General features: G+C 66.1%; 22 protein-coding genes and 1 tRNA gene. 9 read left to right on the top strand and 14 right to left on the bottom strand.

Annotated elements, in window-relative coordinates:
- Positions 1-4: 4 nt before the first annotated feature.
- Entirely contained in the window at positions 5-634 is a 630-nt protein-coding gene (locus ACAM57_RS05785; protein ID WP_126024663.1) for a transcriptional regulator, read from the bottom strand.
- A 106-nt stretch (positions 635-740) separates the two neighbouring features.
- Here ACAM57_RS05785 and ACAM57_RS05790 point away from each other — a divergent pair, with 106 nt between their 5' ends.
- Positions 741-1,886: a pyridoxal-phosphate dependent enzyme gene (locus ACAM57_RS05790; RefSeq protein WP_369660991.1), complete on the top strand. Its 1,146-nt coding sequence runs from the start codon at positions 741-743 to the stop codon at positions 1,884-1,886.
- A gap of 120 nt (positions 1,887-2,006) precedes the next feature.
- Here the strand turns inward: ACAM57_RS05790 and ACAM57_RS05795 are convergent, their stop codons facing one another.
- The 3 genes from ACAM57_RS05795 to ACAM57_RS05805 form a co-directional block, all read right to left on the bottom strand.
- The gene (locus tag ACAM57_RS05795; RefSeq protein ID WP_369660992.1) at positions 2,007-4,001 is read right to left on the bottom strand and encodes a YadA family autotransporter adhesin; all 1,995 of its coding nucleotides are present in this window, start codon (positions 3,999-4,001) and stop codon (positions 2,007-2,009) included.
- 608 nt (positions 4,002-4,609) lie between these two features.
- Complete coding sequence (locus ACAM57_RS05800) at positions 4,610-5,596, bottom strand: ornithine cyclodeaminase family protein (protein ID WP_369660993.1); 987 nt, start codon at positions 5,594-5,596, stop codon at positions 4,610-4,612.
- A gap of 58 nt (positions 5,597-5,654) precedes the next feature.
- Positions 5,655-5,963 carry a hypothetical protein gene (locus tag ACAM57_RS05805; RefSeq protein WP_126024667.1) on the bottom strand — a complete coding sequence of 103 codons (309 nt, stop codon included), beginning with the start codon at positions 5,961-5,963 and terminating at the stop codon, positions 5,655-5,657.
- Between the two features lie 173 nt (positions 5,964-6,136).
- Here ACAM57_RS05805 and secA point away from each other — a divergent pair, with 173 nt between their 5' ends.
- The 6 genes from secA to ACAM57_RS05835 all read left to right on the top strand — a co-directional run bounded on the left by secA (position 6,137) and on the right by ACAM57_RS05835 (position 15,647).
- Complete coding sequence (gene secA, locus ACAM57_RS05810; protein ID WP_184642173.1) at positions 6,137-8,923, top strand: preprotein translocase subunit SecA; 2,787 nt, start codon at positions 6,137-6,139, stop codon at positions 8,921-8,923.
- A gap of 164 nt (positions 8,924-9,087) precedes the next feature.
- Positions 9,088-10,317, top strand: a complete 1,230-nt coding sequence (gene argJ / locus ACAM57_RS05815; RefSeq protein ID WP_369660994.1) for a bifunctional glutamate N-acetyltransferase/amino-acid acetyltransferase ArgJ — start codon at positions 9,088-9,090, stop codon at positions 10,315-10,317.
- Positions 10,314-11,189 carry an ATP-binding protein gene (locus ACAM57_RS05820; protein WP_369660995.1) on the top strand — a complete coding sequence of 292 codons (876 nt, stop codon included), beginning with the start codon at positions 10,314-10,316 and terminating at the stop codon, positions 11,187-11,189. The genes argJ and ACAM57_RS05820 overlap by 4 nt, the downstream gene beginning before the upstream one ends.
- Positions 11,186-11,650, top strand: coding sequence for an NUDIX domain-containing protein (locus tag ACAM57_RS05825; protein ID WP_369660996.1), 465 nt, complete (start codon positions 11,186-11,188; stop codon positions 11,648-11,650). Before ACAM57_RS05820 ends, ACAM57_RS05825 begins: the two co-directional genes overlap by 4 nt.
- A 7-nt stretch (positions 11,651-11,657) precedes the next feature.
- Positions 11,658-13,625: an acyltransferase family protein gene (locus ACAM57_RS05830; RefSeq protein WP_369662401.1), complete on the top strand. Its 1,968-nt coding sequence runs from the start codon at positions 11,658-11,660 to the stop codon at positions 13,623-13,625.
- A 51-nt stretch (positions 13,626-13,676) separates the two neighbouring features.
- The gene (locus ACAM57_RS05835) at positions 13,677-15,647 is read left to right on the top strand and encodes an acyltransferase family protein (RefSeq protein ID WP_369660997.1); all 1,971 of its coding nucleotides are present in this window, start codon (positions 13,677-13,679) and stop codon (positions 15,645-15,647) included.
- 18 nt (positions 15,648-15,665) lie between these two features.
- Here ACAM57_RS05835 and ACAM57_RS05840 read toward each other — a convergent pair whose 3' ends face one another.
- The 10 genes from ACAM57_RS05840 to ACAM57_RS05885 form a co-directional block, all read right to left on the bottom strand.
- The gene (locus ACAM57_RS05840) at positions 15,666-15,878 is read right to left on the bottom strand and encodes a DNA gyrase inhibitor YacG (protein ID WP_184642167.1); all 213 of its coding nucleotides are present in this window, start codon (positions 15,876-15,878) and stop codon (positions 15,666-15,668) included.
- Positions 15,875-16,630 (bottom strand): cell division protein ZapD, encoded by a 756-nt coding sequence (gene zapD, locus ACAM57_RS05845; RefSeq protein ID WP_126024674.1) that lies wholly within the window; start codon positions 16,628-16,630, stop codon positions 15,875-15,877. Before zapD ends, ACAM57_RS05840 begins: the two co-directional genes overlap by 4 nt.
- Positions 16,631-16,660: 30 nt before the next feature.
- On the bottom strand, positions 16,661-17,695 hold the full coding sequence (locus tag ACAM57_RS05850; RefSeq protein WP_369660998.1) for a hypothetical protein: 1,035 nt from the start codon (positions 17,693-17,695) through the stop codon (positions 16,661-16,663).
- Between the two features lie 4 nt (positions 17,696-17,699).
- Positions 17,700-19,193, bottom strand: a complete 1,494-nt coding sequence (locus ACAM57_RS05855) for an MBOAT family protein (RefSeq protein WP_126024676.1) — start codon at positions 19,191-19,193, stop codon at positions 17,700-17,702.
- Between the two features lie 69 nt (positions 19,194-19,262).
- A complete protein-coding gene (coaE, locus tag ACAM57_RS05860; RefSeq protein WP_369660999.1) occupies positions 19,263-19,874 on the bottom strand; it encodes a dephospho-CoA kinase in 612 nt (203 codons plus the stop codon).
- Positions 19,875-19,881: 7 nt separating this feature from the next.
- Positions 19,882-20,847 (bottom strand): A24 family peptidase, encoded by a 966-nt coding sequence (locus tag ACAM57_RS05865; RefSeq protein ID WP_184642162.1) that lies wholly within the window; start codon positions 20,845-20,847, stop codon positions 19,882-19,884.
- Positions 20,847-22,076, bottom strand: coding sequence for a type II secretion system F family protein (locus ACAM57_RS05870; RefSeq protein WP_369661000.1), 1,230 nt, complete (start codon positions 22,074-22,076; stop codon positions 20,847-20,849). The genes ACAM57_RS05865 and ACAM57_RS05870 overlap by 1 nt, the downstream gene beginning before the upstream one ends.
- Positions 22,077-22,102: 26 nt before the next feature.
- The gene (gene pilB / locus ACAM57_RS05875; RefSeq protein ID WP_126024679.1) at positions 22,103-23,836 is read right to left on the bottom strand and encodes a type IV-A pilus assembly ATPase PilB; all 1,734 of its coding nucleotides are present in this window, start codon (positions 23,834-23,836) and stop codon (positions 22,103-22,105) included.
- Positions 23,837-23,952: 116 nt separating this feature from the next.
- Positions 23,953-24,029: transfer RNA gene (locus ACAM57_RS05880), tRNA-Pro, on the bottom strand.
- A 51-nt stretch (positions 24,030-24,080) separates the two neighbouring features.
- Positions 24,081-25,073, bottom strand: a complete 993-nt coding sequence (locus ACAM57_RS05885; RefSeq protein WP_126024680.1) for a polyprenyl synthetase family protein — start codon at positions 25,071-25,073, stop codon at positions 24,081-24,083.
- A 196-nt stretch (positions 25,074-25,269) separates the two neighbouring features.
- On the opposite strand from ACAM57_RS05885, the gene rplU reads away from it, so the two are divergent.
- Positions 25,270-25,581, top strand: coding sequence for a 50S ribosomal protein L21 (rplU, locus tag ACAM57_RS05890; RefSeq protein WP_019656543.1), 312 nt, complete (start codon positions 25,270-25,272; stop codon positions 25,579-25,581).
- 21 nt (positions 25,582-25,602) lie between these two features.
- Positions 25,603-25,863, top strand: coding sequence for a 50S ribosomal protein L27 (gene rpmA / locus ACAM57_RS05895; protein WP_093057448.1), 261 nt, complete (start codon positions 25,603-25,605; stop codon positions 25,861-25,863).
- The last annotated feature ends 57 nt before the right edge of the window (positions 25,864-25,920 follow it).

Below are 25,920 nucleotides of genomic sequence, written 5' to 3' on the forward strand. Positions count from 1 at the left end.
AGGGCTACTTCGCGTCGCTGTAGACGGTGGCGCGCGACACGCCCATGTGCGCCGCCGCGATCTCGGCGCCGCGGCGGACTTCGAGCATGCCGGCCTTCTTCAGCTCCTGCACCAGCTGCTTGCGGTCGGCCGGCTTCAGCGAGCGCGGCGTGGTCGCGCGCGCGGCCGCGAACTCGTCGATGCGCGCGTGGATGCGGTCCGAATGGCTGCCGCCGCCGGCTTCGAGGTGCTCGTGCACTTCCCTGTCGTCGATGCGCGTGAACTGCGAGATCGCGCCCTGGAAGCTCTGGAACAGCGTGAGGTCGACGTTCAGGCACAGCGCGGCCACGTACTCGCCGCTCTCGTCCTTGATGCCGATGGAGGTGCTCTTGACCTTGCGCCCGTCGGGAAAGGTGTTGGCGTAGTTCGCGATCACCGCCGGGAACTCCGGGTCGCGGATGCGCGCGAGGCCCAGTTCGGTGACCGAATCGCCGACGTCTCGGCCGCTCAGGCCGTTCTCGATCGCGTGGATCGCGTTCCTGGGGTTGCTCAGGTCGTGCACCACCACCTCGCAGAAGGGCGCGAAGGTCTGGCCCAGGCCCTCGGCGATGTTGCTGAGCATGTCGAGCAGCTGCTTGTTCGGCTTCTTCTTCATACCGGGGAATGTATCCAGCTCTGGACGAACAATCTGATTTATACAAAAAGTACAGTATTGGATGTATTATCCAGTCTTGTTCAGATTGTTGATCCAGGAGCCACGAATGACAGAACGCGCACGCTACGTCGATCCCCGCACCGGCCGGCGCCACGAGCTGTCCGAACGCCGCTGGCGCTCGGACGACGGCAACCCGATGCTGGTCACGCGGCTGCCGGGCATCGGGCGCGACGACATCGATTCGCGTACGCGCTCGCTGTGGCGTTACCGCGCGGCGCTGCCCGTGGCCATCGACAGGCCCGCGAGCATGGGCGAAGGCTGCACGCCGCTGGTGCAGAAGCGCTGGGGCGACTTCGAGCCGCACTTCAAGCTGGAGTGGTTCAACCCGACCTGCAGCTTCAAGGACCGTGGCGCGGCGGTGATGATGTCCTTCCTGCGCCAGATCGGCGTCGATGCGGTGCTGGAAGACAGCTCGGGCAACGGCGGCGCGGCCATCGCCGCCGCGGGCGCTGCGGCCGGCATGCGCGTGAAGGTGCTCGCGCCGAGCTACACGCCCGCGCCGAAGGTGGCGCAGATCCGCGCCTTCGGCGCCGAGGTGCAACTGGTGCCGGGGCCGCGCGAGGAGTCGGAACACGAGGCGGTGCGGCAGTCGGAATCGATCTTCTACGCGAGCCACAACTGGCATCCGTTCTTCCTGCAGGGCACGAAGACGCTGGCCTACGAGCTGTGGGAGGACCTGGGCTTCGTGGCGCCGGACAACGTCGTGATTCCGACCGGCGCGGGCAGCAACGTGCTCGGCTGCTGGATCGGCTTCAAGGAGCTGCTGGCGGCGGGGCAGATCAGGAAGTTGCCGCGCATCTTCGTTGCGCAGCCGCTGAACTGTTCGCCGATCGACGCGAGCTTCACCGCTGGCGTCGACACGCTCGTGGAGCGCGCCGTGCAGCCGACCATCGCCGAGGGCACGGCGATCAAGCGGCCGGTGCGGCTGGCGGAAATCATCCAGGCCCTGCGCGAGACGAATGGCAGGACCGTGGCGCTGACCGAGGAGCAGATCGCGGCGGCGGTGCGCCGGCTCGCGGCCTGCGGCCTTTACACCGAGCCGACTTCCGCGTCGGCCGCCGCGGCCATCGACGTGCTGGCGCAGCGCGGCGACATCAGGAGCACGGAGACGACCGTGGCGCTGCTGACGGGTACCGGGCTGAAGTCGACGCAGTTCATGACCGGGCTCTTCGCGGACGTGGCTGCCGCATAGCGGGCCTGCTCAAAAAAAATGGCCCCCACGCCGCGAGGCATGGGGGCCATCCTCTTGCTTGCCGATTCGTTGCCGGCTCGCTCCCTGATCGGCTCTATTTCCCCTGAGCCCTTATTTCCCTTATTTCCACTTCCAGCCCACGCCGGCGTTCACGCCCCATTCCCTGCCGTTGGTCGAAATGCCCGCGCCCCACGACATTCCTCCGTCGCCGGCAAGCGCCTTGAAGGTCAGCGCCACGGCGCTGTAGCCCTTGTAGCTGCCCACCCCGACGCCCACGGTCTTCTCGCCCGGGGCGAGCGTGGGCAGGTAGGTGCCCGACATGGCCATGGCCATCGCCGTGCCCGTGTAGGCGATGCGCGCCACGTCGGCGACCTGGCTGCGCACCTGGTTGAGCTGGTTCACGTTGACGGCGTCCGTGGGCTGCACGCCTGGCGCCACGTTGGAGATGCGCGTGCCTCCCGGCGCCTGGCCGTTGCCCAGCACGATCTGGCTGTAGTCGACGGAGCCATCGGCGCGGGTCGTGTATTGCGCACTGCTGGCCCGGGAGGCGGCTTCGGATGCCTTGAGCTGCGCCACGTTCGCCGCGTCGCTGTCCGCCGTGCCGGCCGCCACGCCGGTGATCTGGCGGAAGCGGCCGCTGGCTGCGTCGCCGACCGAAGCGGCTGCCTGTGTGCTGGCGGTGGCCTTGACGGCGGCCTGTTGCTGCGCCGATGTGTTGCGAGGCACGTATCCGGCCACGCCGGCAGCGGTGGCGGCCACCGAGCCGGCGCCCAGCGCCACGCCCTCGCTCTGCTGCACCACCGCGCCGAAGCCGATGGCGGTGCCCTTGGCGATCCGCGGCGACTGGCTCAGCGACGTTCCACCGGCATCGGCGTTGTCGCCGAGAGCGGTGCCGCCTCCGCCTGCGCGCGAACTCGCGCCGATGGCCTGCGAGCCCGTGGCCAGCGCGCCGGTGCCGATGGCGATCGCGTTCGCGCCTGTCGCGAGGGCGTAGGAGCCCACGGCCAATGCGTTGTTGGCTGCTGCCTTGGCGCCTGTGCCGGCCGCAAGGGAGCTGGAGCCGCTGGCCTCCGATTGCGGGCCGATCGCAACGGAACTGTCGCCGCTGGCCATCGAGTCGCCCGCCGTCGACCTGGTGTGGAAGTACTTGGTACCCGTGTTGTAGATGGTGCTGACCGACGTGCTCAGGCTGCGAAGGTTGCCGTTGGCGGTGGACAGGCCGGTGGAGAGGCTTCCGATGCTTGCCGCGGTGGACGTGGACAGGCTGGCGAGGGCGCCATTGGCCGTATTGAGGCCGGTCGACAGGCTGCCGATGCCGGCGGCGGTGGAGGTGGACAGGCTGGCGATGGTTCCGTTGGCCGTGTCCAGGCTGGTGGACAGCGAAGCGGTGGCGGTCGAGAGCTGGCTGACGTTGACCGCGTCGGTCGCAGAGCCGCCGGCGGCGACATTGGTGAGCCTGCGCTCACTGCCGCCGCTGCCCACCGACACTTCGCCAGCCGCCGCTGCAGCTGCGACCGCAGTTCCCGCGGCCGGCGTGTAGGCGGGCGCACCCTGCAGGTTTGCCAGCGAGTCGGCGGTGGTGCTGCCGGCGCCGATGGCGGCGGAGTTGTCGTACTTCGCGGAGGCGCCGCTGCCAAGGGCCACGGCACCCTGGCCGGCTGCACTGGACGCCGCGCCGATCGCGGCCGAGTTCAGCCCCTGCGCCTGTGCGTCGTAGCCGAAGGCGGCACTCCCGGTTCCCGAGGCGCTGCTCGAAAGCCCGGCCGCGGAGGCCCATTTGCCGGCGGTGCTGGAGAACCCGACGGCGGTGGCCCCGTCACCCGTGCCCTGCGAGTAGCTGCCGTACACCGTCACGCCGTCCAGGTTGCTGCCGCTCGAGTTGCAGCCGGTGATGTTGGACCAGGGACCGGTCCCGTCGACCGGCATGCTGTTCGTTCCGGTGACGGTCACTCGGCCGATGGTTGCCGTGCTCGAGCTGTTGCAGTTGGCCGGAGCGTAGGTCGATGCACTTGCTGTGAGCGGCGAGAGCTGGAGCCCGCTCGCGAGAACTGCGGTCACGGCTGACAGCCTGAAGCCGATGTGGCCGCGGCGGGTGTTTCTGTAGGAATTGCTCATGGATTTTTCTTTGAAATCGATCTTCTGAAAAAGAAATGCGGATTCGATGCGCGTGACGAGACGGCCTGATTCCCTTGCCGGGATCGGGCGTCGTTCGGTTCGCGGGGGTGAAAGATGGATTTCCCAATTTCGGGAAATCGGCCTTGCCAATGGGCTGCGCGCGGGCGCGGTTCAGGCAGGCAAGTGGCGGTGCGCGAGCTAGCCGCAGGGCTCGGGTGAAATCATTCCAACCTCTCTGTGTTTATTCGACGATGAAAGTCGCGCAGAGGTGCGTTGCAAGCTCCGCCAAGACTTCAAGGTTGCGGAATGTATCGATTGGAAATCGACTCAGACAATGACCACTGATGTCAATTAATGGCATTCCTCCGGGATTGAATTATTTCCGGATTGCGACTTTTGTTTTTTGGGCGAGAAGAAGTCCGCGATTTCGATTTTTCTCTTCAGAAGAATCTCGCGGCCAAAACAGTCATGCGGCGCATTGATGACGAAAAATGCTAGGAGGCAGTCGGCGCCCAAGGGCCGAAATGTTCCTCCGTCCGCAACAAAAAATCACGCTTTTCAGATGGGAGGCAAGCGGCGTGGCATTGCGCCCTGCCTTTCGAGCAGCGCTACCAGGGCCAAGCGATGCGCGTGCCTGTTCGGGTCTCGGCAGCGCGCGCATGGAGAAGGCGTGCGACGGTCAGGTCCTGCAGCGCGAGGCCCGTCATGTCGAAGACGGTGATGTCTTTCGGGGCGCGCCCGAAGGCGGTCTTGCCGCTGAGCAGGTCGCCCAGCTCCATGCATTCGGTGTCGGGCGCCCACTGCGTTTCGCCGATCTGCCGGGCCTGCGTGCGGTCGTCGACGAACAGGCGCGCGCGTGCCAGCAGGCCTTCCGGCAGCTCCCGCTTGCCGCGGGTGTCGGCGCCTACGCAGTTCAGGTGCGTGCCGGGCTGCACGGCATCGAGATCGAACAGCGCGCCGCCGCCCGGCGTGGCGGTGATCACGATGTCGCTGCCGGCCACGGCGGCGTTGCGGTCCGTGGCTGGTGCAATGTCGCAGCGGCCGCTGAAGTGCGCTTCGAAGGCGGCATTGCGCTCGCCGCTCGCACTTATATAGAGAGCCTCGCGCAGCGAGGGGATGAGCCGAAGCGCGAAGTCGAGCTGGATCCGCGCTTGTACGCCGGTGCCGAAGATGCACAGCCGCTCACTGCCGGGCCGTGCGAGCAGCTGCAGGCCCAGCCCGCCGGCCGCGCCGGTGCGCGCGGTGGTCACCGTGTTGCCGTCGATGACGCACAGCGGCCGCCCTGTCGCCGGGTCGATCAGCATGATGGTGGCCTGATGGGGCTCGCCGCCGCGCTGCCGGTTGGCCGGCCAGAAGCCGGCGGCCTTGAAGCCGAGCAGCCCCTGGGCCTGCACGTCGCCGGACTTGATGCCGAACACGCCGCCGGTGCCGAGAGGTTCGCGCACCACCGGGAACACGCGGCCCTCGCGTTCGCTGTGCAGCATGAAGGCTTCGCGCACGGCCCCGAGCACTTCATCGGGGGAGAGGAGGGCGTCGACCTGGTTCTTGTCTAGAAGCAGGAGTTGGGCGTCGGCGGCCGCGGCGAAGAATGTCATCTGGAAATATTATCTATTTCCAGACAAAAAATCAAAACAACCGGCAGGGCCGAGGTAGTCAGCGCCCCGTGTGCACCTTGATCCGTATCGTCGCCACGTCCCAGCCCCGGTTCTTGAGCCGGGTCACGAGCATCGGCGAGAGCTGGCGCAGCTTGGCTGCCGCGGCGCTGCCCTTGACCAGCAGGCACCAGACGTCGCCCTCGGCCGGACCGGCCTGCACGGCCGCGCGCATGGCCGGCGGGATCAGCCCTTCCACCGCCTTGAGCCGCTCCGTGGTGTCGCGCGCGCGCGCCATCAGGCTGCCCAGCGTCGGGGCGCCTTCCGCAGCCTGCTGCAGCGAAATGGCGGGGGGAAGTCGGCGATACATCGGTAATCCAGGGGTTAGAAACAAGACAGCTAAAATGCCCGGTTTGCCGGCGATTGCGCCGGAAAAAGGCTGCTTGCTTTCATGGAAAGCGCGCCCAACTGCTTTCACCATATCTTAGGGAATCCGGTCGAAGTGCCTGCCGTATCTCATCAGGCGCCCGCCCATCTCCACCCATGGCAACCAACTTCCTGACCCAGATTTTCGGCAGTCGCAACGACCGGCTGCTCAAGCAGTATCGCAAGACGGTGGAACGCATCAATGCGCTCGAACCCGAGTTCGAGAAGCTCAGCGACGACGCACTGCGCGCCAAGACCCAGGAATTCAAGGACCGCATCGCCAAGGGCGAAACCCTCGACGCCCTGCTGCCCGAAGCCTTTGCCACGGTGCGCGAGGGTTCCAAGCGCGTCATGAAGATGCGCCACTTCGACGTCCAGCTGCTCGGCGGCATGGCGCTGCACAACGGCAAGATCTCCGAAATGCGCACCGGCGAAGGCAAGACGCTGACCGCCACGCTGCCGGTGTACCTGAACGCGCTGTCCGGCAAGGGCGTGCACGTGGTCACGGTGAACGACTACCTCGCCAACCGCGACGCGACCTGGATGGGCCGCCTCTACAACTTCCTCGGCCTGACGGTGGGCATCAACCTGCCGCAGATGCCGCGCGAGGAAAAGCAGGCCGCCTACCGCAGCGACATCACTTACGGCACGAACAACGAGTACGGCTTCGACTACCTGCGCGACAACATGGTCTACGAGCCGGGCGACCGGGTCCAGCGCGGGCTGAACTACGCAATCGTCGACGAGGTGGACTCCATCCTGATCGACGAGGCCCGCACGCCGCTGATCATCAGCGGCCAGGCCGAAGATCACACCGACCTGTATCTGGCCATCAACAAGGTGGTGCCGCTGCTCAAGAAGCAGGAAGGCGAAGCCGACCCGCGCACCGGCGAAGGCGTCACGGTGCCCGGCGACTTCACGGTCGACGAGAAGACGCACCAGGTGTTCCTCACCGAGGACGGCCACGAGAACGCCGAGCGCCTGCTGAGCGAATTCAAGCTGCTGCCCGAGGGCGCGTCGCTCTACGACCCGGCCAACATCACGCTGATGCACCACCTGAACGCGGCGCTGCGCGCCCGTCACCTCTACCACCGCGACCAGCACTACGTGGTGCAGCAGGGCGAGGTGGTGATCGTCGACGAGTTCACCGGCCGCCTGATGAGCGGGCGCCGCTGGAGCGACGGCCTGCACCAGGCCGTGGAAGCCAAGGAAGGCGTGGAGATCCAGGCCGAGAACCAGACGCTGGCCTCCATCACCTTCCAGAACTACTTCCGCCTGTATTCCAAGCTCGCCGGCATGACCGGCACGGCCGACACCGAGGCCTACGAGTTCCAGGAAATCTACGGCCTCGAGACCGTCATCATCCCGCCGAACCGCACGAGCAAGCGCGAGGACCAGCTCGACCGCGTCTACAAGACCACGCGCGAGAAGTACGAGGCGGCCATCCAGGACATCCGCGAGTGCTACGAGCGCGGCCAGCCGGTGCTGGTGGGCACCTCGTCCATCGAGAACTCCGAGATCATCGACGGCCTGCTCACCCAGGCGGGCCTGCCGCACCAGGTGCTCAACGCCAAGCAGCATGCGCGCGAGGCCGACATCGTGGCGCAGGCCGGCCGCACGAAGATGATCACCATCGCGACGAACATGGCGGGCCGCGGCACCGACATCGTGCTTGGCGGCAACATCGAGAAGATGATCGAGGCCATCGAGAACGACGAAGGCCGCGACGAGGCGGCCAGGCAGGCCGACATCGCCCACATCCGCGCCGAGTGGACCAAGGACCACGAGTTCGTGAAGTCGCTCGGCGGCCTGCGCATCATCGCCACCGAACGCCACGAGTCGCGCCGCATCGACAACCAGCTGCGCGGCCGCTCGGGCCGCCAGGGCGACCCCGGCTCCTCGCGCTTCTACCTGAGCCTGGACGATCCGCTGATGCGCATCTTCGCGGGCGACCGCGTGAAGGCGATCATGGATCGCCTGAAGATGCCCGACGGCGAGGCCATCGAGGCCGGCATCGTCACGCGCAGCATCGAGAGCGCGCAGCGCAAGGTCGAGGCGCGCAACTTCGACATCCGCAAGCAACTGCTCGAGTACGACGACGTGTCGAACGACCAGCGCAAGGTGATCTACCAGCAGCGCAACGACATCCTCGACGCGGCCGACCTGACGGCGCAGATCGCGGCGCTGCGCGAAGGCTGCTTCACCGACCTCGTGCGCCAGTACGTACCGGCCGAGTCGGTGGAAGAGCAATGGGACCTGGACGGCCTGGAGAAGAGCCTCTTCAACGAGTGGGGCATCGACATGCCGCTCAAGAAGGAAGTCGAGGCTTCCGAGGCCATCGCCGACGAGGACATCGTCGAGAAGGTGCTCAAGAACGCCAACGAGACCTTCGACGCCAAGGTCGCGCTGATCGGCCAGGAGAACTTCACCCAGTTCGAGCGCATGGTGCTGCTGCAGAGCATCGACACCCACTGGCGCGAACACCTGGCCTCGCTCGACTACCTGCGCCAGGGCATCCACCTGCGCGGCTACGCGCAGAAGCAGCCCAAGCAGGAATACAAGCGCGAAGCCTTCGAGCTCTTCGGCCAGTTGCTCGATTCGGTCAAGAACGAAGTCACGCGCCAGCTCATGACGGTGCGCGTGCAGTCGAGCGAGCAACTCGAACAGGCCGCCGAAGCGATGGAAAGCCGCGGCGAGAACGTCTCGAACATCACCTACTCGGCACCGACCGAGACGGGCGAAGTCGAGGTGCGCGTCGATGAGGAAAACCAGCGCCGCATCGCGGCCGCCGGGCTGGGCGCGCTCGGCGCGGAGGCTGCCGCCTTCGCCCGCGTCGGCCGCAACGACCCGTGCCCCTGCGGCAGCGGCAAGAAGTACAAGCAGTGCCACGGCAAGCTGACCTGAAGTAGACATGCTCCCTAGGCTTGCCGCACTTCGTGTGGCCGCCAGCCCCTCGCCGGGGGCGATACCGGCGGCCCGGCAAAGCCGGTTCCGCGGTATCCCTGGCGACGAAAAGTGTGTCTTGTCGGTGCCGATGAAAAATTGATACGCAAGAAGGAATAAGTGCCATGCCCGTGAACCTGTCTGCCCCTGATCCTGCCGCCTTGTTCGCGGTGCCCGGCGTCCGCATCGGCGTGGCCGAGGCGGGTGTGCGCAAGGCCAATCGCAAGGACTTGACGGTCGTGCTGATCGACGAAGGTTCGGCCGTCGGCGGCGTGTTCACGCAGAACCGCTTCTGCGCCGCGCCGGTGCAGGTCTGCCGCGAGCACCTTGCCGCTAACCACGGCATCCGGGCGATGGTCATCAACACCGGCAATGCCAATGCGGGCACCGGCGAAGACGGGCTGATGCGCACGCGCTCCACCTGCATCGCGCTGGCGCGCAAGCTGGAGATCTCGCCCGAGCAGATCCTGCCGTTCTCCACCGGCGTGATCATGGAGCCGCTGCCCGTCGACCGCATCGAGGCCGGCCTTCCCGCCGCCCTGGCCGACGCCAGGGAGGACAACTGGGCGCGCGCGGCCGAGGGCATCATGACCACCGACACGATTCCCAAGGCGTTCAGCCAGCGGGTGCAGGTCGGCGGCGCCACCGTCACCATCACTGGCATCAGCAAGGGCGCCGGCATGATCCGCCCGAACATGGCGACCATGCTGGGCTTCCTGGCGACGGACGCGAAGATCGATCCCTCGCTGATCCAGCCGCTGGCGAAGCAGTTGGCCGACGCCTCGTTCAACCGCGTGACCATCGACGGCGACACCTCGACGAACGACTCGTTCGTGGTCATCGCCACACAGAAGGCCGCGCACGCGACCATCACCTCGCTCGACTCGGCCGAGGGCAAGGCGCTGGTGGCCGCGATGCAGGAGGTGGCGCGCCAGCTGGCGCAGGCCATCGTGCGCGACGGGGAGGGGGCGACCAAGTTCATCACCGTCCAGGTCGAAGGCGGCCGCGACGCTGCCGAGTGCAAGCAGGTGGCGTACGCCGTGGCGCACTCGCCGCTGGTCAAGACGGCCTTCTACGCCAGCGACCCGAACCTGGGCCGCATCCTCGCGGCCGTGGGCTATGCGGGCATCGCCGACCTCGACCAGACCGGCATCGACCTGTTCCTCGACGACGTCCATGTGGCGGTCAAGGGCGGGCGCAATCCGTCGTACCGCGAGGAAGACGGCCAGCGCGTGATGAAGCGCAGCGAGATCACCGTGCGCATCGGCCTGGGCCGCGGCAATGCCAGCGAGACGGTGTGGACCTGCGACTTCAGCCACGAATACGTGACGATCAACGCCGATTACCGGTCATGAATGAGCAGTTCCAGAGGCTGATCGAGCGAGCCGAACAGCTCATCGGGCGCATCGAATCGATCCTTCCGCAGCCGCTGGCCGAGCCGGCCGACTGGAACGCGTCCATCGCCTGGCGCTACCGCCGCCGCAGCTCGGGCCACGGCGTGCTGGAGCCGGTGAAGCACGTGGCGGCGATGTCGCTCGATTCGCTGAAGGAAATCGACGTCCAGAAGGAAAAGATCGCGCGCAACACGCAGCAGTTCGTCGAGGGCAAGCCAGCCAACAACGTGCTGCTGACGGGCGCGCGCGGCACGGGCAAGTCGTCGCTCATTCGCGCCTGCCTGCAGACCTACGCGCCGCAAGGGCTGCGCCTGATCGAGGTGGACAAGGCCGAGCTCACCGACCTGCCCGACATCGTCGAGGTGGTGTCGCAGCGGCCCGAGAAATTCATCGTGTTCAGCGACGACCTGAGCTTCGACGAGGGCGAGCCGGGCTACAAGGCGCTGAAGTCGATCCTCGACGGCTCCATCGCGGCATCGACGCCCAATGTGCTGATCTACGCGACCAGCAACCGGCGCCACCTGCTGCCCGAGTACATGAAGGACAACCTCTCGTACACCCACACCGAGGACGGCGAAGTCCACCCCGGCGAGGTGATCGAGGAAAAGATCTCGCTGTCGGAGCGCTTCGGCCTCTGGGTGAGCTTCTATCCCTTCAGCCAGAACGAATACCTGACGATCGTGGGCCAGTGGCTCTCGTCGTTCGGCATGGACGAGGCCACCATCGCGGCGGCGCGGCCCGAGGCGCTCGTGTGGGCGCTGGAGCGCGGCTCGCGCAGCGGCCGCGTGGCCTACCAGTTCGCGCGCGACTACGCGGGGCGGAGCAAGGCGTGAGCGAACAGACCCGCAAGCACACGGAAGTCGCGGTCGGCGTGCTGATCCGCATGGCCGACGGCGCGCTGCTGCTTTCGACGCGGCCCGAGGGCAAGGCCTACGCGGGCTTCTGGGAGTTTCCCGGCGGCAAGATCGAGGCGGGCGAGACGGTCGAACAGGCGCTGCGGCGCGAGCTTCAGGAAGAACTCGGCATCACCATCGACGGCGCCGAGGTCTGGAAGGTCACGGAGCACGACTACCCGCACGCGCTGGTGCGCCTGCACTGGTGCAAGGTCACGGCCTGGAGCGGCGAATTCGAGATGCGCGAAGGCCAGCGCATGGCCTGGCAGCAGCTGCCGCTGGACGTGGCGCCGGTGCTGCCGGGCGCGTTCCCGGTGCTGCAGTGGCTGTCGCAAGAGCGCGGCCTGCCGTTCGTGGCGCCGCCGGTGGTCGCGCCTGCCGACGCGCAGCAGGCCAGCTGATCGCTTGATGCATCCCAAGTACCGTCCGGACATCGACGGCCTGCGGGCAATCGCCGTGGGCTCGGTACTGGTCTACCACGCGTTCCCGACGGCGCTGATGGGCGGCTTCGTCGGCGTCGACATCTTCTTCGTGATCTCGGGCTTCCTGATCACGACCATCATTCTCCAGAGCCTCGCGGCGGGCGACTTCAGCTACCGCGACTTCTACGCGCGGCGCATCCGGCGGATCTTCCCGGCGCTGATCGTGGTGCTGTTCGCCACGCTCTGCGCGGGCTGGTACTTGCTGCTGTCCGACGAGTTCAGCGAGCTCGGCAAGCAGACCGTGGGCGGCGCGGCCTTCGTCGCCAACTTCGTGTTCTGGGGCGAGTCGGGCTACTTCGACACGGCCGCCGAGACCAAGCCGCTGCTGCACCTGTGGTCGCTGGGCATCGAGGAGCAGTTCTACATCTTCTGGCCGCTGCTGCTGGGGCTCGCCTGGCGCAAGGGCTGGCCGATCGTGCGCGTAGTGCTGGCGGTGGCGGCGGTCTCGTTCGTCGTGAACGTGGCCACGGTGCATCCGCTGCCGGCGGCGTCGTTCTATTCGCCGGCTTCCCGTTTCTGGGAGCTGATGGTGGGCGGCATCCTGGCCTGCATGCGGCTGAAGCCGCCGGCGCCGAGCGCCTGGCGCAGCCATTTGCAGTCGGTGGTGGGCGTGGGGCTGATCGTGCTCGGGCTGGTGATGATCCGCAGCAACAAGGCCTTCCCGGGCTGGTGGGCGCTGCTGCCCACGCTGGGCGCCGTCAGCTGCATCGCCGCGGGGCCGAACGGCGTGCTCAACAAGTACCTGCTGTCGAACCGGGTGATGGTGTGGATCGGGCTCATCAGCTATCCGCTGTACCTGTGGCACTGGCCGCTGCTGGCCTTCGTGCGCATCGTGGAGGCCGATCCTCTGCATCCATCGCCGGTCTACCGCGCCGGCGCGATGGTGGCCGCCGTACTGCTGGCATGGGCCACGTACCGCTTCGTCGAACGCTACACGAGAAGCCGTCCCGGCACGGGGATCCTCAAGGCGCTGGGCGGTGGCATGGTGCTGGTCGCCGCGCTGGGCACCGCGATCTTCTTCGGCGTGCCCGGCCCCCGCAACGACAGCGACCGGCTGCAGGTCGTCGCCAACGCCACGCTGGACGCCGACTACTACGCCGGCTTCAAGCTCGACCAGATCGGCGAGCAGCTGGTCTACAAGACCGGAAGCGGCCCCAAGCGCGTGCTCTTCGTGGGCGACAGCCACGTGCAGCAGTACGCGCCGCGCATCATGGAGCTGTCGCGCACGCTGTCGATGCCCGACAAGTCGGCCTGGTTCGTGACCCAGGGCGCATGCCCGGCGGTTCCGGGCGTGCAGGTCGACAAGAACATCGGATGCGCCGAGCGCCGCGACGCGATGCTGGCCTATGCGATGGGCCCGGAGGTCGACTCGGTGGTCATCGGTGGCTGCTGGAACTGCTACTTCGTCGGCCACGGGGCGCTGGAGTACTACTTCCGCGGCCCCGACAACAAGGTCCATCCGTTCCAGGGCGGCGACGGCATCGAGCGTTCGCTGGCCTCGCTGGAAGCCACGCTGCGCGAGCTGGCGCGGCACAAGAAGGTCTTCCTGCTGCTTGACAACCCCGGCGGCCCCGAGTTCACGCCCAAGCGCCTGATCGAAGGCAGCCGCCTCACGCACATGGAGGCGATGACCTCCTCGCCGACGGTGCTGCTGCCGGCCGACCAGAAGGCGCTCAACGACAGGCTGCGCGCCATCGCCGCGGCGAGTGGCGCGGAGCCGATCGACGCGATGGCGGTGCTGTGCAAGGACGGCGCCCATTGCCTGGTCACGCTCCCCGACGGCGCGCCCGCGTACAAGGATGCCGACCACCTGCGCCCGCGCTACACACGCGAAGAGGCGAGCTACTTCGACCGCACCGTGCGCAGCGCCCCGGCGCAGCAGCCGTCGCGCTGAGCGGCCGTTCGCCAGCCGACCGACCGACCGATCGAAGAAGAGCAAGCGCCCATGCATCCCAAGTACCGCCCGGACATCGACGGCCTGCGTGCCATCGCGGTCGGCTCGGTGCTGGCGTACCACGCCTTCCCGAGCCTGCTGCCGGGCGGCTTCATCGGGGTCGACATCTTCTTCGTGATCTCGGGCTTCCTGATCACGACCATCCTGCTGCAGAGCCTGGCGGCGGGCGACTTCAGCTACCGCGACTTCTATGCGCGGCGCATCCGGCGGATCTTCCCGGCGCTGGTGCTGGTGCTGCTCGCGACGCTGGCTTTCGGCTGGTATGTGCTGCTGCCGGGCGAGTTCTCGCAGCTGGGCAAGCAGACCACGGGCGGCGCCGCCTTCTTCGCCAACCTCGTCTTCCTGGGCGAGGCCGGTTATTTCGACGCCTCGGCCGAGACCAAGCCGCTGCTGCACCTGTGGTCGCTGGGCATCGAGGAGCAGTTCTACATCTTCTGGCCGCTGATGCTGGGGCTGGCCTGGCGCAGGCGCTGGCCGATGCTGCGCGTGGTGCTGGCGGTGGCCGTGATCTCGTTCCTGGTCAATGTGCTGACGGTGCAGGCGCACCGGGCGGCGGCTTTCTATTCGCCGCTGTCGCGCGCGTGGGAGCTGATGGCGGGCGGGTTGCTGGCGGTCATGCAATTGCAGTCAGTTGCACAAGGCGCCGCTACCGCCCGCGCGTGGAAGAAGCACCTGCAGTCGATCGTCGGCATCGCGCTGATCGTGCTCGGCCTCTTCATGACGCGCAGCACCAAGGCGTTTCCGGGCTGGTGGGCGCTGCTGCCGGTGCTGGGCGCGGCGAGCTGCATCGCGGCAGGGCCGGGCGGGGTGCTCAACCGGTATCTGCTGTCGAACCGGGTGATGGTGTGGATCGGCCTCATCAGCTACCCGCTGTACCTCTGGCACTGGCCGCTGCTGTCCTACGCGCGCATCGTGACCGGCGGCGAGCCGCCGCTGCGGCTGCGCATCGTGCTGGTGGCGGCATCGGTCGTGCTGGCCTGGGCCACGTATCGCTTCCTCGAGCGCTTCGTCAAGCTGCACCTCTCGCAGGCCGTCCTGCGCGGGCTGGCGGGTGCGGGCGCGGCGCTGGCGCTGGCCGGTGTTCTTGTTTTCCTGGGCACGCCCATGCCTCGCCACGACAGCCCGGCCCTGCAGGCGGTGGCCGATGCGACCCGCGAGGACAACTACTACGACGGCTTCGAGGAGGCCGCGCTGGGCAACCAGTTCGTCTACCGCGTCGGCAACGGCAAGCACAACGTGCTGCTGATCGGCGACAGCCACGTCGAGCAGTACGCGCCGCGCGCGCTCGAGCTGATGCGCACGCAGCCCGACAAGGCACGCACCATCTACTTCGCGACCAAGGGCTCGTGCCCGCCGGTGCCGGGCCTGTTCAGCGGCCCCGACACCGGCTGCGACGAGCGGCGCACCGCAGTGCTCGACCTGGCGCTCAAGCCCGAGATCGATTCGGTCGTGCTGGGAGCGTGCTGGAGCTGCTACTTCACCGGTGCCGGCCCGACGGTGAACTACTTCGTCGACGACCGGAAGGCCGTGCATCCGTTCATCGGCGGCGACGGCATCGATCAGTCGCTCAAGTCGCTGGGCGAGGTGCTGAAGCGGCTGTCGGCGCACAAGCCGGTCTACCTGGTGCTCGGCAATCCGGTGGGCATGGATTTCGATCCGTTGCGGCAGATCGAGGGCAGCCGCCTGGGGCGCATGACGGCGGAGTCGGGTCAGCTCAAGGCGCCGATGCCGCAGGACCAGGCGCAGTTCAACGCGCGGCTGAAGCAGGTGGCGCAGGCCAATGGCGCCAAGGTCATCGAGCCTTTCGCCAGCCTGTGCGCGGATGGCGAGTGCATCCGCAGCATGCCGGACGACGGTTCGCCAGCCTACAAGGACATCGGCCATCTTCGGCCGCGCTATGCGCGAAGCTTCGCGACGTACATCGATCCGGCGCTGCTGGATGAAGGCGCCGTCGGCAAGTAAGCGGCTTTTCCTGCCGACCTACTGGATCTTGGGATCGCCGAAAGGCTCGTCGTCCGGCGGCGCTTCGGCGGGCATGCGGAATTCCTCGCTGGCCCAGGCGCCCAGGTCGATGCCTTTGCAGCGCGCGCTGCAGAAAGGCCGGTAGGCGTTGCTCGGCGCATAGACGCTCTCGCCGCCGCAGGTGGGGCAGCGCACGATGCGCTCGCCCTTGCTGTTCACCTCGGTCGTCATGCGCAAAGGGTGAGCTCGAAGGGGGCGTCTTCCGAGCTCTGGTGCAGGCGGTCGTCCTTGTCGTGGCGCATCAGGCGCACCGAGACCATGAGGCGGTTGCCGCTGATTTCAGGGATCAGGCCCAGCTTGGGGTCGATGCGCAGGCGCAGCAGCTGGAAGCTGCGGCCCTGGGGCAGGTTCTGCTGGAACTGGCCGTTGACCGCGATCACCTTGTAGGGCACGTCGGCGTCGCGCAGCAGCTTGAGCAGCAGGTAGATCGACGAGGCCAGGGGCGACAGCGTGTTCGACCAGCGCTCGAGGTCGGCGCGGCGGCTGGTGGCCGGGCGGTGCTGCCAGGCGTAGTAGGCGGGCAGGTCGAACTCGCAGGTGCCGCCCGGAATGCCGGCGCGGCTGCGGATGCTCATGAGCCACTCGTTCTCGGTCAGCGCCTGGCCCGCCTTGCCGGCCACGCCGTTGAGGGTGGCGAAATTGCCTTCGAGCTGGCCGATGACCTGATCCAGCACGGTCTCGGCGATGGCCGGATTGCCCCGGTAGCTGTTGAAGACGTTCTTGTGCTTGTCCAGGTCGCGCAGCACGTCGGCCTTGAGGTCGGCGCGCGCGGCGACGTCCATGATCTCGAAGATCGTGACCAGGGCGTAGTGGTGGGACAGGGGGGATTCGGCCGGCACCAACTCGCCGAGGCGGCGAAACAGGTGCTCTAGCCGCAGGTACGTGCGGATGCGCTCGTTGAAGGGGTACTCGTAGAGGATCACGCGTATCGGTTTTTCACGTCGGGTTCGGGCTCATTGCGTCTTGGCGGCCGGTGGCGGGAACACCTCGCGCACAGCCTCCAGCATACGCTGCCCGAAAAGAATGTAACCCCGGGTCGACACGTGGGTCTCGTTGGCAGGGAAAAGATCCTTCATCTTGAAGCGGTTCTGCTCGGCCAGCGCGAACAGGTCCGGTCCGATATTTTGCGGGTTGAACGCGGCCCGGAACGCATCGGCATGGTTTTGTTGCAAATACACGCTGGTCTTGTTCGGCACGACCATCCACACCACCTTGTAGGGCGCTGCAGTGCTCTCGAAGCGCTTCATGAAGCTCGCGGACTCGGCTGTCAGCGCCGGATTGACGCGGTCCTCGGCGGTCATCAGGAGCTTGTTGCAGGCGCGGTGGCTGAACTGCTTGCAGCCCTCGGGCACCACGCGGGCGTCGATCAGCGGGCCCCAGCGGTCGGGCGTGTTGGTCCAGCTGTCGGAGGCCAGGATCTCCTTGGTGTTTTGGTATGTCAACCAGCCGCTGAGCAACTGGGCATCCCAGTTGAGCTGGAAGCCAGGGGCCGGCCTGGACGGGTTCTCGAAGGGAGGCGGCGTCGGCTTGAAGCTGTGCTTCATGGTCTTGCACGACTCGGACTTCTCGATGCGGTCGTACAGCAGCCGTTCGATGCTCTCGACGATCACGACCTTGCCCTTGAAACCCGACTTCTGGAGCCAGCCCGAGAAGTCGTCGCAGAGCACGCCGCCCAGGTTGTCCCAGTGCGTGGTCGTGACCTTGTAGCCCGCGCCCACCAGTTTCGACTGCCACGCGTAGCGCACCGAGAAGCTGTCGCCGATCACCAGGATGTCGGATTCGTTGATGGGCCAGGTCTTGACGTCGGCGTCCGGGATGGGCGGCGGCGGCTCGTGCCAGCCGAATTCGCGCTCGGAGATGCGCCCGATGCGGGTCAGGTCGCCGTAGGGGATGGGCGTGAAGAGGCTGACCAGCAGCAGGGCGCAGCACACCAGGTAGCCCGCGGCGAAGATGCGAAGCCAGGTCCTGGCAGATTTCGTGTCTTCCATGTCGTCAGAACTGGAAATAGAGGAAGGGGCTGTAGCTGCCGAACTTCGACACGCACAGGCCAAAGAGGTAGACGCAGCCCAGGCCGGTGGCCCAGGTCGCCAGGCGCTGCAGGCGCGGGCGCCCGGCCAGGCCGGCGACGGCGGGAATCCAGCGGTCGAGCGTGATGGTGGGCGGCAGCGCCAGGCAGATCACGAGGCCGACCAGGATCGTCTGGAAGAATTCCGGCTTGCGGAACGGCACGCGGAACTCGCTGAAGGCCGACACTGGCGCGCCGTGCATGCCCAGCATGCCCTTGTAGATCTCGATGGCGGCCGACATGCTGTCGGCGCGGAAGACCACCCAGGCGATCATCACGCACAGGAAGGTGAGGAACCAGCCGGCCACGCGGCCGTACCAGGTGGTTTCGGTCTTGCCGCGACGCACCTTGGCGTTCCAGAAGTGGTTGACCATCAGGTAGAAGCCGTGCAGCGCGCCCCAGAGCACGAAGGTCCAGGCGGCGCCGTGCCACAGGCCGCCCAGCAGCATCGTCAGGAACAGGTTGATGTAGCGCCGCGTCGGACCCTTTCGGTTGCCGCCCAGTGGCACGTAGAGGTAGTCGCGCAGGAAGGTCGACAGCGAGATGTGCCAGCGGCGCCAGAACTCGATCATGTTGGTCGACTTGTACGGCGACCTGAAGTTGAGCGGCAGTTGCACACCCACGCACAGCGAGAGGCCCACGGCCATGTCGGAATAGCCCGAGAAGTCGAAGTAGATCTGCAGCGTGTACGCCAGCACCCCGAACCAGGCCGTGTACAGCGAGGGCAGCACGCCTTCGTGCACGCCCTTGAACATCATGTCGGCGTACTGGCCCAGCGGGTCGGCGATGAGCATCTTCTTGGCCAGGCCGAAGACGAAGATGCCCAGGCCCAGCGCGATGTTGTTGGCGTTGATCCTGTAGGTGGCCGGGCTGTTGAACTGCGGCATCATCTGCGCGTGATGCAGCACGGGGCCCGCGATCAGGTGCGGGAAGTAGGTCACGAACAGCACGTAATGGATGAAGCTGCGCTCGTGCACCTTGCCCTGCCAGCAGTCGACCAGGAAGGCGATCTGGGTGAAGGTGTAGAACGAGATGCCGATCGGCAGGACGATGTGGACCAGGTCGATCTGCGGAAGCCCTGCGGCGGCCAGGCCGGCATCGACGTTCTCGAGGAAGAAGTTGGCGTACTTGAAGACCGCCAGCACCCCCAGGTTGACCACCAGGGCGATGATCAGCAGCGTCTTGCGGTACTTGTCCTCCCGGCTGGGGGAGGGCGTGAGCCGCAGCCCGAACCAGTAGTTGACGCAGATCGACCCCAGCAGGAGCGGCAGCGCCTTGACGCTCCACCACCCGTAGAAGAAGAGGGAAGCCAGTGCCAGGAACCCCGCCGCCGACCGGGGGCTGCGCGCACCGATCAGGAAGAAGCCGATCAGGACCAGCGGGAAGAAAACGAAGATGAAGGGGTACGAATTGAAAAGCATCGTGAGGGGCGCTTGGGCATGCGCCGTTTGACGTGACCGTCTTTTTGCCGTCGCGGCGTCAACCCCAAATTATCGCGTGCTTGACTTAGCCCACCGTTCCCAGAAACCCCGGACCTGCTGAGCGAGTTCCTCCAGGGTCAGGGACTCGTTGTAAATGACCGCGTCCGCGGCGGCCCGCCGGGCCCGGCGCGGAGCCTGCTGGGCGATCACCGCCTTTACCGCTTCGGGCGCCCAGCCCGAGCGTGCGACGACGCGTTTCAGCTGCGTTTCCTCGGTGACGTCGACCACCAGCACCCGGTCGACGATCGCGCGCCAGCGGCCGGATTCGACCAGCAGGGGAACGTCGAACACGACGACGGCATCCTCGCCTGCCGCCGCGGCCTGGCGCTGGGTTTCGGCGCCGATCAGGGGGTGGAGAATGGATTCGAGCCGGGCCTTGGCGCCGGCGTCCGCGAACACGATCTGGCGCATCGCGGCACGGTCCAGGCCGCCGGCCGGGTCGATGACGCCCGGGCCGAAGGCGGCTTCCAGGGCCGGCATCGCGATGCCGCCCGGCAGCGCGATGGAGCGCGCGATGGCGTCGGTGTCCACCAGAACCGCCCCCTGGGCCACCAGGAGGCCCGCGACAGTGCTCTTGCCGCTGCCGATGCCGCCCGTCAGGCCGATGCGCCGCACTGCCATGCGGAGGTCAGCGCATCAGCGCGTCCAGGGGGAAGGCGAACGGAATCCACTGCCTCACGACTTCGGGGCCCGCCACGAGGCAGACGAGGCCCGCGCCGGCCAGGAAGGGGCCGAAGGCGATGGGAATGTCCTTGTGCGCCAGCTTGCCGGCGATGCGCAAAGAGATGCCGATCACCGCACCCACCAGCGAAGAGACGAGGATGATCGCGATGAGGTAGTCCGCTCCGAGCCATGCACCCAGCGCGGCCAGCAGTTTGAAGTCTCCATAGCCCATGCCTTCCTTGCCCGTGACCAGGCGAAAGGCATGGTACACAAGCCAGAGGCTCAGGTAGCCGAACACCGCGCCCCAGACGGCCGAGCTCAACGAAACGCCGGTCCAGCCCATGGCCGCGCCGATCAGGCCGAGCCAGAGCAGCGGATAGTTGAGCGAGTCGGGCAGGAACTGGGTGTCGAAGTCGATCAGGAACTGGCAGATCAGGAAGGCCCCGAACGCCGCCCAAAGCGCCCCGGCCGGCGTGATGCCGAAACGCCAGGCGCACAGGGCGAACAGGCCTCCGGTGATCAGCTCGACCAACGGGTAGCGAAGGCTGATCGAGGTCTTGCACGACGAGCAGCGTCCGCGCAGCGCGGCATAGCTCAGCACGGGGATGTTCTCGTACCAGCGGATCTCGTGGCCGCAGGCGCCGCAGCGCGACGCGGGGCGCATCAGGTCGAAGGGGGGCTGCTTCTCGACGACCTCGGCCGCCTTGTCGGCGGAGGCCTCCAGCCCGGCGGGCGCCGCGACCTTCGGCCCGAAGGCCAGCGACCACAGCGAGGGCGCATCCTTCGACGACATGAGATTGGCGACGGCGTCGGCAAGCCACTCGCGATACATCATCACCGGCACGCGGTAGATGACGACGTTCATGAAGCTGCCGATCAATAGCCCCAGGACACCGGCGAAGACGGTGTCGAATTCCCGCGAAACCAGCATCAAACGACCTGGCCGAGCTTGAAGATGGGCAGGTACATCGACACCACGATGCCGCCGATGATGGTGCCGAGGAACACGATGATGATCGGCTCCATCAGGCTGGAGAGGCCCGCGACCATGTCGTCCACCTCGGATTCGTAGAAGTCTGCGGCCTTGCCCAGCATGTGGTCGATGGAGCCGGATTCCTCGCCGATGGCGGTCATCTGGATCACCATGGACGGGAACAGGTTGACGTTGGTCATGGCGGCCGTGAGGCTGGTGCCGGTGGAGACTTCCTGCTGGATCTTCGCGGTGGCGTCGCCGTAGACGGTGTTGCCGGAGGCGCCGCCCACGGAGTCGAGGGCTTCGACCAGCGGGACGCCGGCGGCGAACATGGTGGCCAGGGTGCGGGTCCAGCGGGCGACGCAGGATTTTTCGATGAGGACGCCGAAGACCGGGATCCGCAGCAGAAGACGGTCCATCGTTCTTTGCACTCGCTCGTTGCGTTTCCAGGCCTGGATGAAGAAATAGAGTCCCCCGCCGATGCCGCCGAAAATAAGCCACCAGTACGAAACGAAGAATTCGCTGATACCAATCACGATCAGCGTTGGTGCAGGCAGGTCGGCGCCAAAAGACGTGAACACCTCCTTGAACGCAGGAATCACGAAGATCATGATGATGGCGATCACGATGAATGCCACCACGATCACCGAGATGGGATACATCAGCGCCGACTTGATCTTCGACTTGATCGCCTCGGTCTTCTCCATGTAGGTGGCCAGCCGGTCCAGCAGTTCTTCCAGAATACCGGCCGCTTCGCCAGCCTCCACCAGGTTGCAGTAGAGGTTGTCGAAGTACTTCGGGAACTTGCGGAATGCGGCCGACAGCGAGGTGCCGGTTTCCACGTCGCTGCGGATGTCGTTGAGCAGCTTGGCCACGCTCGCATTCGCATTGCCGCGCCCGACGATATCGAAGGACTGCATCAGCGGCACGCCGGCCTTCATCATGGTCGCCAGCTGGCGCGTGAAGATCGCGATGTCCTTCGGCTTGATCGCCTTGCCCGAGCGCATGCGGCGCTTCTTGATCTTGGAGGCGAGCACGCCCTGGCGGCGCAGCGCGGCCTGCACCTGGTTTTCGCCGGCAGCACGAAGTTCGCCGCGTACCAGCTTGCCGTTGCGGTCCTTGCCTTCCCATTCGAAGACAAATTCCTTGTGTGTGGGCTGGGTGCGGGAGGATGCCACTGTAGCCATTCGATCTCCGGTATTCGGTGTGTTCGTTATTCGTTGGTGCAGGCCACCACTTCTTCGAGCGAAGTGAGGCCCTGCATGACCTTGCGCAGGCCCGACTGGCGCAGCGAACGCACGCCCTCGGCTTCCGACTGCGCGGCGATGTCGAGCGCACTGCCGTCGCGCAGGATGATTTCCTGGATGGCTTCCGAGATCGGCATCACCTGGTAGATGCCCACGCGGCCCTTGTAGCCGCTGCTGCAGGCGGAGCAGCCGACGGGGCGGTAGGGCTTCCAGGAGCCGTCCAGTTCTTCTTCCTTGAAACCTGCTTCGAGCAGCGTTTCGCGCGGGATGTCGGCCGGCAGCTTGCAGACGGTGCACAGGCGCCGCGCGAGGCGCTGGGCAGTGATCAGGATCACGCTCGACGCGATGTTGAACGGCGCGATGCCCATGTTGCGCATCCGCGTGAGCGTGGTCGGCGCATCGTTGGTGTGCAGCGTGGAGAGCACCAGGTGGCCGGTCTGGGCTGCCTTGATCGAGATGTCGGCGGTTTCGAGGTCGCGGATTTCGCCGACCATGATGATGTCGGGATCCTGGCGCAGGAAGGCGCGCAGCGCGGCTGCGAAGGTCAGGCCCGCGCGTTCGTTGACGTTGACCTGGTTGACGCCGGGCAGGTTGATTTCCGACGGGTCTTCCGCCGTCGCGATGTTCACGCCCGGCTGGTTCAGGAGGTTCAGGCAGGTGTAGAGCGACACCGTCTTGCCCGAGCCGGTGGGGCCGGTGACGAGCACCATCCCGTACGGGCGGCCGATGGCATGCAGCAGCCGCGCCTTCTCGTCAGCGTCGTAACCCAGGGCGTCGATGCCCAGGCGCGCGCTGCTCGGGTCGAGGATACGCACGACGATCTTCTCGCCGAAGAGCGTGGGCAGCGTGCTCACGCGGAAGTCGATCACGCGGTCGGGACCGATCTTGAGCTTCATGCGGCCGTCCTGCGGCACGCGCTTCTCGGAGATGTCGAGCCGGGAAATGACCTTGATGCGCGAGGCCAGCTTGTCCTTGATGACCGTGGGCGGGCTGGCGACTTCGCGCAACTCGCCGTCGACCCGGAAGCGGACGCGGTAGTTGTGCTCGTAGGGCTCGAAGTGGATGTCGGATGCCCGCATGCTGACGGCGTCGAGCAGCATCTTGTGCAGGAAGCGCACGACCGGCGCATCTTCGACTTCGGCGATGGCCTGGTCATTGCCCTCGTTCGCGGTCTCGGCCGCGACGTCGTCGAACTCGAACTCGCTGCCGACGATGCTGTTGATGGTCTCGGCCGCGCTGACGGCGGCGGCTTCGATCATCCGCGACAGCTTGTCGTATTCGGCGATGACCCAGTCGACGCCCATCTGGGAGGCGAACTTGATCTTTTCCGCGGCCTGCTGATCGGAAGGATCGGCTGTTGCAACAATCAGACGGTTGTTGCGCTTGCTGAGCACGACGATGCGGTACGCATGGCACAGCTTCTGGTCGAGCAGGTCCTTGGGCAGGCGCTGGGGATCGATGGCGTCGAGATCGAGCAGCGGTGCGCCGAACGCGGTGGAAAGGGTGTGGGCGAGGTCTGCGGCGGAAACGGCGCCGGAGCCGGTCAATTCAGCAATGAAGCTCGTGCGAGCGCTGATGGACTTCTGATAGATGTCCTCGGCTGCCCTGGCAGGCAGCTTGCCGGCCGAAACCAGGGCGCGCGCAAGCCCGGGTAGGGCAATTTGCGAAGGTTCTTTAACAGGAAGTTCGGCTGCAGCCATTCAGCGAGTGAAAAAGATGTGAAAATTTGCTTCACGATCATCGCTGAACAGTCCTGTGCTGTAAATCGCTACACAGCAACAGGCTGGCCATTTGTCCATTATTGCCAGCCAAAGGCTGGTCGGGGTGAGAGGATTCGAACCTCCGGCCTCTACGTCCCGAACGTAGCGCTCTACCAGGCTAAGCTACACCCCGATGGTTGCAAGAAAGAAGAAGTCGTCCTAGATGCCAACTCAGGAGAGGTGTTCAGGCACGTCGCTCAAGCAACTGAGCCGCTAATTGTAGCAAACCTGAAGCGTGCAAATTGGCCGGGAAATCTTTTAATGCATGAATCGCACGCTGCGCCTCGGCTGCTGCCGCTGCGCGCGAGGCATCCAGGGCCCCGGTTTCCTGAACGATCTCGATGACCTTGCCCAGCTGGGTGGTGTCGCCGGCCTCGATGGCGGCGCGCACGAGCGCGCTCTGTGCCGGAGTGCCTCGCTGCATCGCGAAGATGAGCGGCAGAGTGGTCTTGCCTTCACGCAGGTCGTCGCCGACATTCTTGCCGGTTTCGTTGGCGTCGCCGGTGTAGTCCAGGACGTCATCGATCACCTGGAAGGCGGTGCCCAAGGCCTGGCCGTAGGTTGCGCAGGCCTCTTCCATTTCTGGGGTGGCATTCGCCAGCACGGCCGCGAGGCGGGTGCTCGCCTCGAAGAGCTTCGCCGTCTTCGAGCGGATCACGCGCAGATAGGCCGCTTCGTCCAGCGATGCATCGTGCATGTTCATCAGCTGAAGCACCTCGCCCTCGGCGATGATGTTGGTGGCTTCGGCCAGGATCTGCATCACGCGCATGTTGTTGGCGTCCAACATCATCTGGAACGCGCGCGAATAGAGGAAGTCACCGACCAGTACGCTGGCCGGGTTGCCGAACGATTCGTTGGCCGTTGCGCGTCCGCGCCGCAGGGTCGACTCGTCGACCACGTCGTCGTGCAGCAGGGTTGCCGTATGGATGAACTCCACCACGGCCGCCAGATTGAATCGCTGGTCCCCGGTGTAGCCCAGCGCGCCCGACATCAGCAGCAGGAGCGCCGGTCGCAGGCGCTTGCCGCCAGCGGAGATGATGTACCGGGAAACCTGGCTGACCAGCGGCACGCCGGTGTCGAGGCGGCGGGCGATCACGCGGTCGACTTCGACCATGTCGCCGGCAATCAGGTCCAGCACGGTGGCGGTGGGGGAGGTGTCGGCGGCTGGAACTGGCAAAGCGAAGGCGCGGGGCGCTGCTGAGTGTTGTATGTGGGGGACCCAGGCAGGTGCAGGGCCGGAAGGCGCAAATTATATGGAGCCGAAGCGGCTTGCCGATGGGGCTCCGGCCCAAGAGTAGCTAGTGGGCGCAAACCGCGCTATAATCTTGGGCTCTGCGGAATTCGCCGTGGAGACTCATTTCTAAGAGGTTTACATGTACGCGGTCATAAAAACCGGTGGCAAGCAGTATCGCGTTGCTTCCGGCGAGAAAATCAAAGTAGAACAGATTGCTGCGGACGTAGGCCAGGAAATCGTGATCGACCAGGTTCTGGCAGTCGGCAACGGCGCTGAGATCAAGGTTGGCACGCCCCTGGTGTCCGGTGCAACGGTGACGGTCACGGTACTGTCGCACGGCAAGCACGACAAGGTTCGCATCTTCAAGATGCGCCGTCGCAAGCACTATCAGAAACGTCAAGGCCATCGCCAGCAGTTCACCGAACTGCAAATCGGCGCGATCGCCGCTTAACACGGCACAGGAGCAGATTCCATGGCACAGAAAAAAGGCGGCGGCTCAACGCGAAACGGGCGCGATTCCAAGCCCAAGATGCTCGGCGTGAAGGCTTTCGGCGGCGAACTGATCAGCGCAGGCTCGATCATCGTGCGCCAGCGTGGTACCCAGTTCCACCCCGGCGTGAATGTCGGCGTGGGCAAGGACCACACGCTGTTCGCCCTGGTCGACGGCCACGTGTCGTTCGGTACCAAGGGTGCGCTGAACAAGCACACGGTCAACGTGACTCCCGCGGCTTAAGCCCCGAGTCAGCCCCGACCATCCGAGGCCCCGCATTGCCGGGGCCTCTTCATTTGT

The sequence above is a fragment of the Variovorax sp. V15 genome (assembly GCF_041154425.1).
Taxonomy (GTDB): Bacteria; Pseudomonadota; Gammaproteobacteria; order Burkholderiales; family Burkholderiaceae_C; genus Variovorax; species Variovorax guangxiensis.